Genomic DNA, 13,691 nt, shown 5'->3' on the forward strand with positions numbered 1-13,691 from the left:
CGATCGGGCGATCCAGTACGCCGCAGCCTCTCGGCTCAAGCCCTGCGGCCTGTGGAATACTGGATCACCCACATGCGCGGGTGATGACACCGAACAGAGTGAGGGCGTCAGCACAATTTCGGAATAATAGAAGAATACTACTGAGTTGCCCGACGCGTCAAGTAGCCTGGTCGAACGCCGGCAGCCGCCGGCTACTTTGCATGGGGTTGTTTTCGATATTTTGGCAGTGGGCTCGCGATTGAACCTGCAGCCTACTTCTTCTCGTTGACCGGCACCGTGTAGTTGAGGATCAGCCGCCCGCCGTCGGGATAGATGGTCTGGCCGGTGATGTAGGAGGCGTCGTCGCTGGCGAGGAACGCCACGACGGAGGCGACCTCGCTCGGTTCGCCGCAACGGCCGGCCGGGGTGCGCGACAGTACGCTGCGCCGCGCGTCCTCCGACGAGAAGATCGCCGTCGCCACCATCTCGGTCAGGATCGTGCCGGGGCCGACCGCCACGACGCGAATGCCGTGCGGCGCCAGCGCCACCGCAGCCACCGAGGTGAGCTGCTTCATCGCGCCCTTGGACATCGCATAGGTCGCAAGCGAGGGGATCGCGAGCAGCGCGTTGACCGAGGACATGTTGACGACGACGCCGCCACCGCCCTGCGCGATCATCTGGCGCGCCGCGGCCTGGACGCCGAAGAACGCGCCCTTGAGGTTGATCCCCATCACGTCGTCGAATTCGGCCTCGCTGATGTCGAGGAAGTCGCGGTTGCGCGCGACGCCGGCATTGTTGACCATGACGTCGAGCCGGCCGAACTCCTTCACCGCGTGAGCGACGATGCGATCGACATCGGCACGCTTGCTGACGTCGGCCTCGACGGCCCGCAACCGATCCTCATGTCCGAGTTCCTGGGCGGCGTGGACGAGCCCCGCAGCATCGACATCCGAGATGACGACCCTGGCGCCATCGGACAGGAAGCGCGCCGCACAGGCCTTGCCGATGCCGCGCGCCGCTCCGGTGATGGCGACGACCTTGCCGGAATTCTTCATGGGAGTGCCTCCAGACCAAAACTGTTCGCAGAGCAATAGCGCATTGCGCGTCGGCAGGGAACGCGGCGGATTCTCCGCGCGCAGCACTCAGGACTTGCTGCGCGCGAGAATCCGGTCGGCCTCGGTGCGCCAATCGGCGCTGCGGGCGAAGTCCGGCGTTCCCTTGGGCCCGAACACGCCGTCATCGGCAAGATCGGCGATCCAGCCCTGCCGCTCGGCGGTGCCCGAGGCGGACCATGGCGCGAGCCCGGCCTCACGCACGGTCTCGGCCACCTCGCGCACCTCCTCGGCACGCCGCCGGCCATGCTCGATCACCCGCTGGAAGAAATAGGCGCCCTGCTTCTCCCAATCGATGCCTGGAAAGGTCTCCCTGAGCGAGGCCAGCACCGCATCCTCGACGCCATAGGCACGTGCGGTGGTAAAGCTCTCGATCACCATGGCCTCAAGGCCCTTGATCATGATGCTGCGGCACATCTTGACCGCCGAGGACACGCCAAGCTCGTCGCTTGCGACCTTCGCCGCGAAACCAAGCGCGACCAATAGCGGCGCCAGTTCGCGCGCGCCGCGGCCGCCGAGCAGCAGCGGCACCTTGATCCGGTAGGGCGGCAGCGAGGTCATCACCGCGCCCTCGACATAACGGCCGCCGGCGCCGTCGATGTGCGCCGCCGCGCGCTGCTTGGCGCCGGGCGAGGCCGAATTGAAATCGAGAAACCAGGCGCCGTTCCGGATGGCGGGCGCGCAAGCCTCGGCCACCGGCACCGCCTGGCTCGCCGTCACCGCCGAGATGATGAAATCGGCCCGCGCCGCGAGATCGGCGTGGGACTGCGCAAGCGCGACGCCGGTCTCCGCCGCGTGGGCACGCAGCGCCGCGCCCTCCCCGCGGTCGAGCTTGATATCGTAGGCGGCGACCTTCACGTCCTGCTTGCGCAGGTCTTCGGCGAGGATGCGTCCGACCTCGCCATAGCCGAGCATGCCGACCTGCCACTGCCGCGGATCGCTGGAGATTGTCATCAGTTCAAGTCCCGTGTTGTGTCGTCAAACAGCTCGTCGACCGTGACGCGCCGGGGGATCAGCGCCTGCTGGGCGCAATAGTCGATCATCAGTTCGAGCGGCTTGCGGTTCGCTTCGACGCCGAACGGCAGCAGGTCCGGCACATCAGGCGGACCGGCCTTCGCCTTGGCGCGCTTGAGGAGTTCGTATAGGCCCCACACCACGTCCGGGCGCGATGTCGCAAGCTGCGTCGTCACCACCACCAGATGATTGACCGGCACGACGCCATGCCGCGCGTACCACCGCGCCGCCTCTGCGGCCGGATCGGCGAACAACGGCTTGAGCGCCGGATCGCTCGAGGTCTCGCCCAGCACGGCATCGAGCTCGCCGTCCTTCAGCATCTGGATGATGGCCCTGCCCTTCGGGGCACGTTCGATGCTGTCGGCATATTCGGCGACATGCGGGTCCTCGAAGGTGACCCAGTCGATGCGGTCGAGGTTCACGCCATGATCGTTGGCAAGGATGCCGCGCATCCATGCGCCCGTCGTGGTGGTGAACGAGCGGATGCCGACCCGCTTGCCTTCGAGATCGGCGGGCATCAGCGTGCCGCGGTCGGCGCGATATAGCGCGCAGCCATGCTGGAAGCGGCCGACCATCGCAGCCGGCAGCAGCACCAGCGGCTTGCCGTGCGCCCTTGCCATCAAATAGGTGACAATCGCCATCTCGCAGACGTCGAACGCCTGCTCGCGCACCATCGGCTTGAACGCGGCGTTGGTCGGCGTGAACGCGGTGAAGTCGAGATCGAACAGCTCCGAGCGCAGCTCGCCGCTCTTCACCGCCTGGACGTGCGGATGATCGCCAAGCACCGTGCGCAGCCGAAGTTTCTCCATGGCGACGAACTCCGCGGGGTCAGGTCAGCGCGCGCCCTGGATTCACGCTTGCGGCCTTGCGCGGCACAGGCGCTGGTTGATCGAGCGGCGCGGCTTGCAGCGCGGCAACCGTCGCGCGCACCAGCTCCTCGATCGCGTGGCCGGCATCGGTGCCGTCGGCGCTGCCGCGCGACAGGCGCGAGACGCGCTCCGGCGTCACCAGCGTGTAGTAGAGGGCGCCGAGCAGGAAGTGGCCGCGCCAGACCAGATCGGTGCGTGGAATATGCGGCAGGCTCTCATGGATCGCGTCGATGAAGGCATGGCTGGTATCGTCGAAGGTTTGCGCGATGATCTTGCGCACGACCTCATTGCCCTCGGCCGACATGATCGCGCGCAACCGCGTGAATCGCGTTCCGCCGCCGGCAAGATCGCTGCCCGAGGTGAAGGCCGGCAGCACATAGGCGCGCACGATCGCCTCCAGCCGGTCCTGCAGATCGCGCACCCGCCGCGCCGCCGCCAGGAGCTCCGAGCGCCGCCGGTTCATCGGGCCGCAATGCCGCCGATAGATCTCCAGCAGCAGGCCGTCCTTGGTCTTGAAGTGATAGGTCACGCTGCCGGGATTGGCGCCGGCTGCCTGCGCGATGTCGCGCACCGAGACGGCGTTGAAGCCGTAGGTCGAGAACAATTCCTCTGCCGCGGCGAGGATCGCCTCGCGCATGTTCGGCTTGCGGGTGCTGGCGATCTTGGCGTCGGCCTTCATGCCGGACTTGGCAGGTTTACGGACCATATTTGTACTATCGTCCAAATATTCAGGTCACGTCAACAAGGCGGCGGCGAGCCCGCGTTCAGGACAGTCTGACGTCAGGCTCGGCACGGCCGCGTGCCGCGGCATCGAGCAGAAAGGTTTGACCGTGGCCGGGATCGGCCTCGCGCTGGGCCTCGTCCATGTCTTGCCAGGCTGACGTAACGAGCACGCGCGCAAAATCGCGGCCGACAAAGGCCGGGCAGCTCGACTGCTTCGCCGGCACCTTCAGCGAGCGCAGGTGCCGGCCGCTCGGATCGTAGACATCGACGCAGCCACCGCCCCAGCGCGCGTTCCAGATCATCCCATCGGCATCGACGATCGCGCCGTCGAGCCCGCCGGTGCCTTGATGCCTGATCAGGTCGACAGGCTCGCCGGTCGGCAATCCCGTGGATGGATCGAGCGGTACGCGATGCAGCACGTTGGTTGCGGTATCGGCGAAATAGCCGACGTCGCCCGCGGGCGAGAAGCAGATCGCATTGGGGATCGTGATCCCGGGATAGAGCCGCGTGATGCGGCCGTGATGCAGCGCGTAGATCGCGCCGGCCCCGTGCTCGGCCTGACGCCCCATTGTGCCGAGCCAGAAGGTGCCCGACGGATGCACGCGCGCATCATTGGAGCGCGTCATCGGATTGTCGGCTTCGAGCGCGACGAACAGCTCCATGCGACCGCCGGCGACCTGCCGGACGTAAAGGCCATCCTCGGTGAGGATCAGCTGCCGCTCGCCGTCGATCCGCGCCAATGCGCTCGCCATTTTCGGCAGCTCGTGAATGACGGTGCGGCCGCTTGCAAAACGATGCTCGAACAGCCGACGCTCGCGGATGTCGAACCACCAGGCGGTATCGGTCGCCGCGTCGTAGGTCGGCCCCTCGCCGAGGTGGCAACGCTCGGCGGACAGCACGGATGTCGGCACCTGTTCGATCGGCGGCTCGGCGGCACGGTCGGTCATGGCGTCACTCACACGATAGAGAATCGATAAATTGCGGTACGCCGATAGACCTGCCCGGGATCGAGCCGCGCCGACGGGAAGTCGGGCCGGTTCGGCGTATCCGGCCAGGCATGCGGCTCGAGACAGAGCGCGTCGGATTGGCGATACAGCCGATCGCCCTTGCCGGCGCTCGAGCCGTCGAGGAAATTGCCGGAATAGAACTGCAACCCCGGCTGATCGGTGAACAGCTCTATCACGCGGCCGCTGTGCGGCGCCTCGAGGCGCGCGGCGAAGCGAACGCCTGTCCCCGAGGCCAGACAGAAATTGTGGTCGTAGCCGCGACCGAGCCGCAACTGCTCGTCGTTCATCCTGATGCGCGCGCCGATCGTGGTGGGCTTGCGGAAGTCGAACGGCGTGCCATCGACCGGCCGCGGCGGCTCCTGTAGCGGGATCGCGGTGGCGTCCACCGCGAGGAAATGGTCTGACGCGATCGTCAGCCGATGATCGAGGATCTGCGTGCCGGAGCGTGCGCCGTCGAGATTGAAGAAGCTGTGATTAGTGAGGTTGACGCATGTCGGCCGGTCGGTGGTCGCCTCAAAGCTGACCGCGAGTTCCATCGGGGCGCGCACGCGATAGGTCACCCGGGTCTGAAGATTGCCCGGATAGCCCTCTTCGCCATGCGGGCTTTCGCGCTCCAGCACCAGCGTCGGCCCCGGTTCATCTGATAGTTCGAAGATCCGCCACAGCTTGCGATCAAAGCCCTGCGGGCCACCATGCAGCGCGTTGGGGCCGTTGTTGGCGTCGAGTTTCACCGTCTCGCCATCGAGCACGAAGCGCGCGGCGGCGATCCGGTTAGCGTAGCGCCCGACGGTCGCGCCGAAGAATTTGCGCTGCGCGACATAGCCGTCGAACGCGTCGTGGCCCAGCACGACATCGTCGCAATGCCCGCCGCGATCGGGCGCGAGCAGCGCCTGCAGCGTGGCGCCAAAGGGAAGGATGCTGGCCTCGAAGCCGTGTTCGCCGCGCAGCGTCACGCGCTCGACCACGGTGCCGTCGGGCAATTTGCCGAAGGGCGCGCGAGCAATGCTGGCTAATGTCATTGTCAGTCCCCGAACGCCTCGACCGAGCGCCGTCGCCCCAGCATGAAGCTATCGGCGACCAGCCGCAAGGGCGCGAGGTCGACCTCGGACTTTCCGTCCGACGTCAGCGCGACGAAGCGGCGGTACAGTGCGGGATATTCCTCATCCGTGGCATCGACCACCAACCTGTTGCCGTCGCGCAGCTGCCGTCCGCCTTTCGACAGCGTCACAGACCCGGCCTCGGTCTCGCACAGGATGTCCCAGCTCGGCGGCCCGGTCTGGCGAAAATCGAATTCGGCGTGGATCGGCAGACCGTTCTCATCGGACAGCTCGATTGCCGCGGCAATCGGCGCCTCCCGGTTGGAAGGAACGTCCAACATCGCGCTCCTGACAAAGACTGGACGCGGCAGGATCTCGGTCAGGATCGACAGCGCGTTGATGCCGGGATCGAACACGCCGAAGCCACCGGCCTCGAAGATCCAGGCCTGGCCTGGATGCCAGACGCGGACGTCTTCCTTCCAGATGATGATCACCTTGTTGATCGTGCGGCCGGCGAGCAATTTCCGAGCCGGCCCAACCGCGGGTGCGTAGCGCGAGTGCCATGCCGCAAACAATGTCCGGCCCGCCTCGCCAGCGGCCGCGATCAACGGCGTGAGTTCGCCTAACGTAGACCCAGGCGGCTTCTCCAGCAGCACGTGCTTCCCTGCGGCGAGCGCCGCGGCGGCCTGCGCGTGACGCGCCTGCGGCGGCGTGCACAGTACAACGGCATCGATCTCCGGCCCGTCGCGCAACAACTCCTGCAAGTCGCGGAAATGCGGCAGGCCGGATGGGGTCTTGGCCGGATCGGCCACCGCGACGAGTGCAGCGCCTGATGTCTTCGCGATCGCAGGCACGTGCTGCCGGCACGCGATCTCCCCGAAACCGACGATGGCGATGCGAAGCAGATCGCTCATGGCCGTCCTCGCGTTGCTGCCCGCCCGGACGGCCGATGCTGCCGGGCAAGGTCATAGGGCAGCGCCGGATACCAACGGCATGATCCGGCTTTGGTTGCAAAGGCGCAGTTCCACGACGCCTTGTTGTGCGGCGCACGGCGGGGGCATCGGTTCTGATCCATCACAACCGATGCTCCAAACTGTTGTTTTGACGGGTTTTCTTCACGCGAACCGGTCACCGCTCCATTCGAAGCCGCGCTAGCGCGCGGCTTCGAATCCGCCGAGCACCGCCGTCAGATTGGCACCGAGGATGTCGGAGAGATAGCCGCCTTCCTGCACCAGCACGGTCGGCAGGCCGAAACGGGCGAGCGCCTCGCCGATCCGGCGGAAGCCGTCGGTGGTGACGGCGAGGCCCGCGAGCGGGTCCTTCTCGGAGGCGTCGAGACCGAGCGCAACCACGAGCGCGGTCGGCGCGAATGAGCGGATCGCCTTCTCGGCCACCGCGAGCGACTTGATGTAATCGTCGTCGCCGGCGCCCTTGGCGAGGGGAATGTTGAGATTGGTGCCGAGGCCGGCCCCCGCGCCGCGCTCATGCGCATAGCCCCAGACGAACGGATAGAAGAACGACGGATCGGCGTGGATCGAAACCGTGAAGACGTCCGGCCGCTCGTAGAAGATGCCCTGCGTGCCGTTGCCGTGATGCACGTCGACATCGAGGATCGCGACACGCTCGTGCTTCTGGCGCAGATGCTCGGCAGCGATCGCGCTGTTGTTGAGGAAGCAGAAGCCGCCGGCGAGATCGCGATAGGCGTGGTGGCCGGGCGGTCGGCACAGCGCGTAGACGGCATCCTCGCCGTCAAGCACCATCTGCGCCGCGGTGGCCGCGACGTCGCTGGAGCCGCAGGCGCCGGCCCAGGTGCCGGGGCCGATCGGCGCCGCGGTGTCGACCGTGTGCCAGCCGAGCTTGCCGACGATGTGGGTGGGGTACGTGCCGACGTTGCGCACCGGATGCATGTTCGCGATCATCTCCGGTCCGGCATTGCCGAGCGCCGACCATTCGTCCCAGGCTCCTTCGAGAAAGCTCAGATATTCCGGACTGTGCACCCGCGCCCGCGGCCCCTGCCCGAATTTGGTCGGCTCGATCAGCGTGTGCTTGCCGGCCTTCAGGCCCGCCAGCAGGCGGTCGGCGCGCTCGGGCTGCTCGGTGGTGCGCTGGACCACACCGCGGACCAGGAAGAATTGCGGATCATGGCTGCGGTGCAGATCACTGTAGACGGCCTTCACGGGATACTCCTGTTCGGTGAGCAGTTAAGCTGAGCCTTCGCTGGCGAATTGTACAGTATCAGCGGCGGCGACGATCTGAAACAGCGCGCGATTTCATGCTATGTCCGCAGGGCACGCAATGATTCAAACACGCAGGATACGAATCCCGGCCATGGCGGGAAGCAAGGCGGAGGCGGAGGATACGACAGCGGGGCGGCGCGGCCGGCCACGCTCTGCCGCGACCACGGCCGCGATCCTGCACAGCGCCTATACGCTGATGGCGACCACCGGCCTTGCCGCCACCACCATCGACGCCATCGCCAGACACTCCAACGTCTCGAAGATGACGATCTACAAATGGTGGCCGTCGCGCGAGGCCTTGCTGATCGATGCCTTCCTCGACCAGGCCTCGCGCGCGGTGCCGCTGCCTGAAGCGGGCCATCCGGTGGCCCGCATCCGCCGCCACGTCGCGAGCTATGTCGAGGCGTTGCAGGGCGAGTTCGGGCGGGTGCAGCTCGCGGTGATCTCGGAATGCATCTCGCAGACCGGCACGGCGGAATTGTTCTACGCGCGCTACCTTGGTTTGCGTCGCAGCCGGATGCTGGAAATCATCGCCGCCGGCCAGAAGGACGGCAGCATCGGCGCGCCGGGTGTGCCCGGCGATATCTATGACGCGATCTACGGCAGCCTGTTCTATCGCTATGTCTTCGGCATCAAGCCGCTGACGCCGGCCTATGCCCGCAACCTCGTCAATCTGGTGCTGCGGCCGCACGCCGAGGCGTGAGTATCACGCAGACCGCTGCCGCTGACGGCGGAACCAGGCCCAGGTCTCGCGCGTCACCGCGCGGTAATTGCTGCCGCGATACACGATGTGGCCATCGACGATGGCGTTCAGCTTCGGCAACGCATGAAACGGCACCGTCGGATAGGCATGATGCTCGACATGATAGGGCATGTTCCAGGCGAACCATTTCATGATCCGGCCTGTCATCGTGGTGCGCGTGTTCTCGAATGCGCTCCGCGTCCGCTCGCAACCGGTATGCTCGGCGTAAAGATATGGGCGCAGGATGAGCTGACCGGCCAGCAGCGGCACGATCCACACCCACAGCAGGATCGCGCTGTGCAGCGCGAGCGATGCCACGAGCAACAGCAGATAACCCGCGAGATAAAGCCTCGCCTCCAGCACGATCGAGGCGCGCTTGTGCTGCGGAATCCACGGCACGATCACCTTCCCGGTGAATGCATGCCGAAACATCAGCCGGATCCGGACCAGCACCTGCAACAGCCCCGAATAGGCAATCGCGAGCTGGGTGTCCGACGCCGGCTTGGGACCGACGATCAGCTCCGGGTCCTTGTCCGGATCCTGGGTGTAGCGATGATGGTCCCAGTGAAACAGGCAGTAATATTGGTAAGGCAATCCGATCATGAAGGCGGACAGATTGCCGACCACAAGATTGAGCGCATGACTGCGGAACGCGGTCTTGTGCGCGGTCTCGTGCACCACCATGAACAGGAACGCGACGAAGTAGCCCTGGATAGCAATCAGCGGCATCGCCCACGCGAGACCATCGCGCGACGAGACCAGCCAGATCAGCGCGCCGACCACAACGATCATCCCGTAATGGCTTGCCGCGCGCACCGCGCCGGCAAGGTTCGACTTGGTCGACAGATCGCGCAGGGTCAGCGGGCTGAGCGGCTTCAGGCGCGGTCCGGCGTCACTGGTCTCTGCGGTGCTCATGGTCGTCTCACTTGTCAACGTTGCAGCAATGCCGAGATCTCGGCGTTGATGAAGGCGCGGTCTTCGGCGTTGTTGACCGGATTGCCGGCACGGTGGCCGTGGATCGAGGGGATCGCGTGCAGCGCCACCGAGCGCGCATTGACCAGGCGGCCGAGCTCATCCTCGTTGTCGCGCGGATCGAAATAGCGGTCGGTGCGCCCCGGCATCAGCAGGACATGCGCCTTGATCGCCGCCAGCGCGCGGTCGAAGTCGCCGCCGAATTCATCGCAGCGGCTGATGTCGCCGGCCTGCCAGATCGCAATCTGCGCCAGCAGATTGTTCGCATCGCGCCGCGCGAAGGCACCGTCCCACGATCCCGCGAGGTAGTCTTCCAGCGAGCTGAAGCCGGCCTCGCGCCAGACTTCCTCGCGATAGAACTCATGCGACATCGCCCAGCCGGCATAGACGCGCCCCATCGCGCGAAGGCCCGCCGTCGGCTTGGCGACGAAGCGGCCATCCCGATAGGCGGGATCGGTGGTCAGCGCAGCCTTCACGCCTTCGAGGAAGACGTGGTTGTAAGGCGAGCACCGCGCGCTGCCGCAGACCACCGCGGCGCGCTCCACCATATCAGGATAGCGCGCGGCCCAGTGATAGGCCTGCATGCCGCCCATCGACCAGCCGTAGACCAGCGCGAGCTTGGTCACGCCGAACCGCTCGACCAGCAGCCGCCGCTGTGTGGCGACCGCGTCATGGAAGGTGAAGGCGGGAAACGGCGCGCCGCCGAGCACCTCGCTCGAATTCGACGGCGAGGATGACAGGCCATTGCCGAACAGGTTCGCGATGATGATGAAGTAGCGCTCGGGATCGAGTGCCCCGCCCGGCTGCACCAGCCATTCGATGTCGTCATGCTGCGCGGCGAACGACGTCGGATAGAGGATGACGTTGTCCTTGGCCGCGTTCAGCGTGCCGAAGGTCTTGTAGGCGAGCGCAAGTTGCGGAAACACGGCGCCGCCCTGCAAGGTCACCCTGCCTGCTTCGAACACCTCATAGTCGCGTGACGTGGTCATGGGTATTCGACCTCGAACGGCAGGCGCGGCGCTGCGCCCTCAATAACTGTACTCATAGTACACTAATTTGGAACCGAAGCAAGAGCTACAAAGGTGGCATGACACCGGGCCGATCCATTCAAAATCGGTATCGATCAATACCCCTTTCGGCTTGGACCCATTGCCGTCATCTCTCTAGGACAGACCCCGAGGAAATATTCGAGGAGGCGCGAATGAGCGCAATTGTGTCCGCCACCGACGCGCGGCGATCCCGCGTCCGGCTGTTGATCGTGACGATGCTGTTTCTCGTCACCACCGTGAACTATGCCGATCGCGCCACGCTCTCGATCGCCGGCCCCGCCCTCTCCAAGGAACTGCATCTCGACCCGGTCGCGATGGGTTACGTGTTCTCAGCCTTCGGCTGGTCCTATGTGGTCGCGCAAGTGCCGTGCGGCTGGCTGCTCGACCGCTACGGCTCCAAATGGGTCTATGCGATCAGCATCATCGTCTGGTCGATCTTCACCGCGATGCAGGGCCTAGTCGGGTTCCTCTCCGGGGGCGCGGCCGTGGTGCTGCTGTTCGGGCTGCGCTTCCTGGTCGGCTTCGCCGAAGCGCCATCGTTCCCGGCCAATGCCCGCATCGTCGCGGCCTGGTTCCCCGGCAATGAGCGCGGCACCGCATCGGCGTTCTTCAACTCCGGACAGTATTTCGCGACCGTGATCTTCGCGCCGCTGATGGGCTGGATCGCGCATGAATACGGCTGGCGTCACGTGTTCTATGTGATGGGCGGGCTCGGCATCGTGATGGGCATCGCCTGGATCAAGACGATCTACGAGCCGAAGGACCATCCTGGGATCAACGAGGCCGAGTTCGACTATATCAAGCTGGGCGGCGCGCTGGTCGACATGGACGCGGCGAAGGGCGGCAAGACGCACGACAGCGGCCCCGGCTGGAACCATATCCGCCAGCTGCTCGCCAACCGCATGATGCTCGGCGTCTATATCGGCCAGTACTGCATCAACACGCTGACCTACTTCTTCCTGACCTGGTTCCCGGTCTACCTGGTGAAGGAGCGCGGGCTGTCGATCCTGCAGGCCGGCTTCGTCGCGACATTACCGGCGCTGTGCGGCTTCATCGGCGGCGTGCTCGGCGGCGTAATCTCGGACTACCTGCTGCGCCGCACCGGCTCGCTGACCATGGCGCGCAAGATCCCGATCGTCGGCGGCATGCTGCTCTCGATGGTGATCATCGCCTGCAATTACGTCGACAGCCAGGCGCTGGTGGTCGGCTTCATGGCGCTCGCCTTCTTCGGCAAGGGCATCGGCGCGCTTGGCTGGGCGGTCGTCTCCGACACCTCGCCGAAGGAAGCCGGCGGCGTCTCCGGCGGCTTGTTCAACACCTTCGGCAATCTGTCCTCGATCACCACGCCGATCATCATCGGCTACATCCTCGCCGCCACCGGCTCGTTCAACGGCGCGCTGGTGTTCGTCGGTGCCAACGCGCTGGTCGCGGCGATCGCCTATCTGTTCATCGTTGGCGAGATCAAGCGGGTGCAGCTGAAGACGGCCTGACCGGGCGGCCGCCGCAACAACAGATCAACGGCGGCTTCGGCCGCCGTCTTTGTCTTCTTGTTTGTCTTCTTGGCCAGTGGGAGGCATCGATGCTAGAACGTACAAATCCTCGCGCGATCCATTCCAGGCTAGCATCGATGTTCGACCTGAACCAGCTCCGCTGTTTCGTCACAGTGGCCGAGGAATTACACTTCGGCCGCGCCGCGGCGCGGCTCAACATGACACAGCCGCCGCTCAGCCGGCAGATCCAGGTGCTCGAGCACATCATCGACGCGCCGCTGCTGGAACGCACCAGCCGTTCGGTGCGGCTGACCCCGGCGGGGCGCAGCTTCCTGCCCGAGGCGCGACGCATCCTCAAGCTCGCGGAATCCGCTTCGCAGGTGGCCCGCCGCATCGCGCTCGGCAAGACCGGCTCGCTCAAGATCGGCTTCACGGCCGCGGCCGCCTATGGCTTCCTGCCCGATCTGATCGCAGCCGCCCGCTCCCGCCTGCCCGAGGTCGATTTTTCCCTGAAGGAGATGGTGTCCGGCGATCAGTTCGAGGCGCTCACCACCGGCCAGATCGATGCCGGCCTGTTGCGCCCGCCGATCGCGCGGCCGGAATTCGCCAGCCGGCGCGTCGTGGCCGAGCCCCTGCTGGCCGCGATTCCGAAGAAGCATCCGCTGGCCGCGGCGGAGACCGTCAGCATCAAGGATTTCGACGACCAGCCCTTCGTGATGTATTCGCCCTATGAGGCGCGCTACTTCCACGATCTGCTGGTGTCGCTGTTCACGCGCGCCGACGTGCTGCCGCGCTATGTGCAGCATCTCAGCCAGATCCATTCGATCCTGGCCATGGTGCGCGCCGGGCTCGGCGTCGCGATCGTGCCGGAGGCCGCCGCCAGCCTGAAGATCGCGGACGTCAAGTTGAAGCCGCTGAAGCTGCGCACGCCGGTGCCGGTCGAGCTGTTCATGGTGTGGCGGCGCGACCACGAGAACCAGTTGCTGCCGTCCTTGATCGAGATCGCAACCGAAATCGCCGCGCCGCATCTGCGCGCCGATTGATGCAGATTGTGTATCGCTCGATACCGCGTTTGGCTTGGACGCGCATCGAAGCATTCCCTAAGAATTCGGCCATGGACGCGCGCTGCTCGCGCATCCCTGATCCCAACATCATTCAAGGAGTGGCGCCATGAGCAAGATGACCCCTCAGGAAATGGCCGCGAGAATCGGTGGCGGTCTCCTGTCTTTTCCCGTGACCCCGTTCAAGCCGGACTATTCGTTCGACGAGGCGACCTATCGCGCCAACATGGACTGGCTGTGCGGCTATGACGTCGCCGGCCTGTTCGCCGCCGGCGGCACCGGCGAGTTCTTCTCGCTGACGCCGGCTGAAGTTCCGCACGTCGTGAAGATCGCGGTCGAAGAGACCAAGGGCCGCGTTCCCGTGCTGGCCGGTACCGGCTACGGCACCGCCATCGCGCG

General features: G+C 65.7%; 14 protein-coding genes. 4 read left to right on the forward strand and 10 right to left on the reverse strand.

Annotated features, from left to right (window positions below):
• Window positions 1-251 precede the first annotated feature (251 nt).
• The 8 genes from H8B02_RS37100 to H8B02_RS37135 all read right to left on the reverse strand — a co-directional run bounded on the left by H8B02_RS37100 (window position 252) and on the right by H8B02_RS37135 (window position 7,918).
• Complete coding sequence (locus H8B02_RS37100) at window positions 252-1,034, reverse strand: SDR family NAD(P)-dependent oxidoreductase (protein ID WP_212315702.1); 783 nt, start codon at window positions 1,032-1,034, stop codon at window positions 252-254.
• A gap of 87 nt (window positions 1,035-1,121) precedes the next feature.
• On the reverse strand, window positions 1,122-2,045 hold the full coding sequence (locus H8B02_RS37105) for a DUF1932 domain-containing protein (RefSeq protein ID WP_233287906.1): 924 nt from the start codon (window positions 2,043-2,045) through the stop codon (window positions 1,122-1,124).
• Window positions 2,045-2,914, reverse strand: coding sequence for an ABC transporter substrate-binding protein (locus H8B02_RS37110; RefSeq protein WP_229170741.1), 870 nt, complete (start codon window positions 2,912-2,914; stop codon window positions 2,045-2,047). Before H8B02_RS37110 ends, H8B02_RS37105 begins: the two co-directional genes overlap by 1 nt.
• A 19-nt stretch (window positions 2,915-2,933) precedes the next feature.
• Complete coding sequence (locus H8B02_RS37115; protein WP_229170742.1) at window positions 2,934-3,680, reverse strand: TetR/AcrR family transcriptional regulator; 747 nt, start codon at window positions 3,678-3,680, stop codon at window positions 2,934-2,936.
• A gap of 58 nt (window positions 3,681-3,738) precedes the next feature.
• Complete coding sequence (locus H8B02_RS37120; RefSeq protein ID WP_229170753.1) at window positions 3,739-4,617, reverse strand: SMP-30/gluconolactonase/LRE family protein; 879 nt, start codon at window positions 4,615-4,617, stop codon at window positions 3,739-3,741.
• Window positions 4,618-4,652: 35 nt separating this feature from the next.
• Window positions 4,653-5,723 (reverse strand): aldose epimerase family protein, encoded by a 1,071-nt coding sequence (locus H8B02_RS37125; protein WP_229170743.1) that lies wholly within the window; start codon window positions 5,721-5,723, stop codon window positions 4,653-4,655.
• A gap of 2 nt (window positions 5,724-5,725) precedes the next feature.
• Window positions 5,726-6,655 carry a Gfo/Idh/MocA family protein gene (locus H8B02_RS37130; RefSeq protein ID WP_229170744.1) on the reverse strand — a complete coding sequence of 310 codons (930 nt, stop codon included), beginning with the start codon at window positions 6,653-6,655 and terminating at the stop codon, window positions 5,726-5,728.
• Between the two features lie 237 nt (window positions 6,656-6,892).
• Entirely contained in the window at window positions 6,893-7,918 is a 1,026-nt protein-coding gene (locus tag H8B02_RS37135) for a histone deacetylase family protein (RefSeq protein ID WP_229170745.1), read from the reverse strand.
• Between the two features lie 151 nt (window positions 7,919-8,069).
• Between H8B02_RS37135 and H8B02_RS37140 the strand changes: the two genes are divergently transcribed.
• Entirely contained in the window at window positions 8,070-8,681 is a 612-nt protein-coding gene (locus tag H8B02_RS37140) for a TetR/AcrR family transcriptional regulator (protein ID WP_229170746.1), read from the forward strand.
• 3 nt (window positions 8,682-8,684) lie between these two features.
• Here the strand turns inward: H8B02_RS37140 and H8B02_RS37145 are convergent, their stop codons facing one another.
• Complete coding sequence (locus H8B02_RS37145; protein ID WP_229170747.1) at window positions 8,685-9,635, reverse strand: fatty acid desaturase; 951 nt, start codon at window positions 9,633-9,635, stop codon at window positions 8,685-8,687.
• A gap of 14 nt (window positions 9,636-9,649) precedes the next feature.
• Complete coding sequence (locus tag H8B02_RS37150; RefSeq protein ID WP_229170748.1) at window positions 9,650-10,681, reverse strand: alpha/beta fold hydrolase; 1,032 nt, start codon at window positions 10,679-10,681, stop codon at window positions 9,650-9,652.
• Between the two features lie 212 nt (window positions 10,682-10,893).
• Here H8B02_RS37150 and H8B02_RS37155 point away from each other — a divergent pair, with 212 nt between their 5' ends.
• From H8B02_RS37155 to H8B02_RS37165, 3 genes are all read left to right on the forward strand, one after another.
• Complete coding sequence (locus tag H8B02_RS37155; RefSeq protein ID WP_229170749.1) at window positions 10,894-12,231, forward strand: MFS transporter; 1,338 nt, start codon at window positions 10,894-10,896, stop codon at window positions 12,229-12,231.
• Window positions 12,232-12,368: 137 nt separating this feature from the next.
• Window positions 12,369-13,274 (forward strand): LysR family transcriptional regulator, encoded by a 906-nt coding sequence (locus tag H8B02_RS37160; protein ID WP_229170750.1) that lies wholly within the window; start codon window positions 12,369-12,371, stop codon window positions 13,272-13,274.
• A 127-nt stretch (window positions 13,275-13,401) separates the two neighbouring features.
• The coding region (locus H8B02_RS37165) for a dihydrodipicolinate synthase family protein (RefSeq protein WP_229170751.1) at window positions 13,402-13,691 on the forward strand (290 nt) is incomplete at its 3' end.

Source organism: Bradyrhizobium altum, assembly GCF_020889705.1.
Lineage (GTDB): Bacteria > Pseudomonadota > Alphaproteobacteria > Rhizobiales > Xanthobacteraceae > Bradyrhizobium > Bradyrhizobium altum.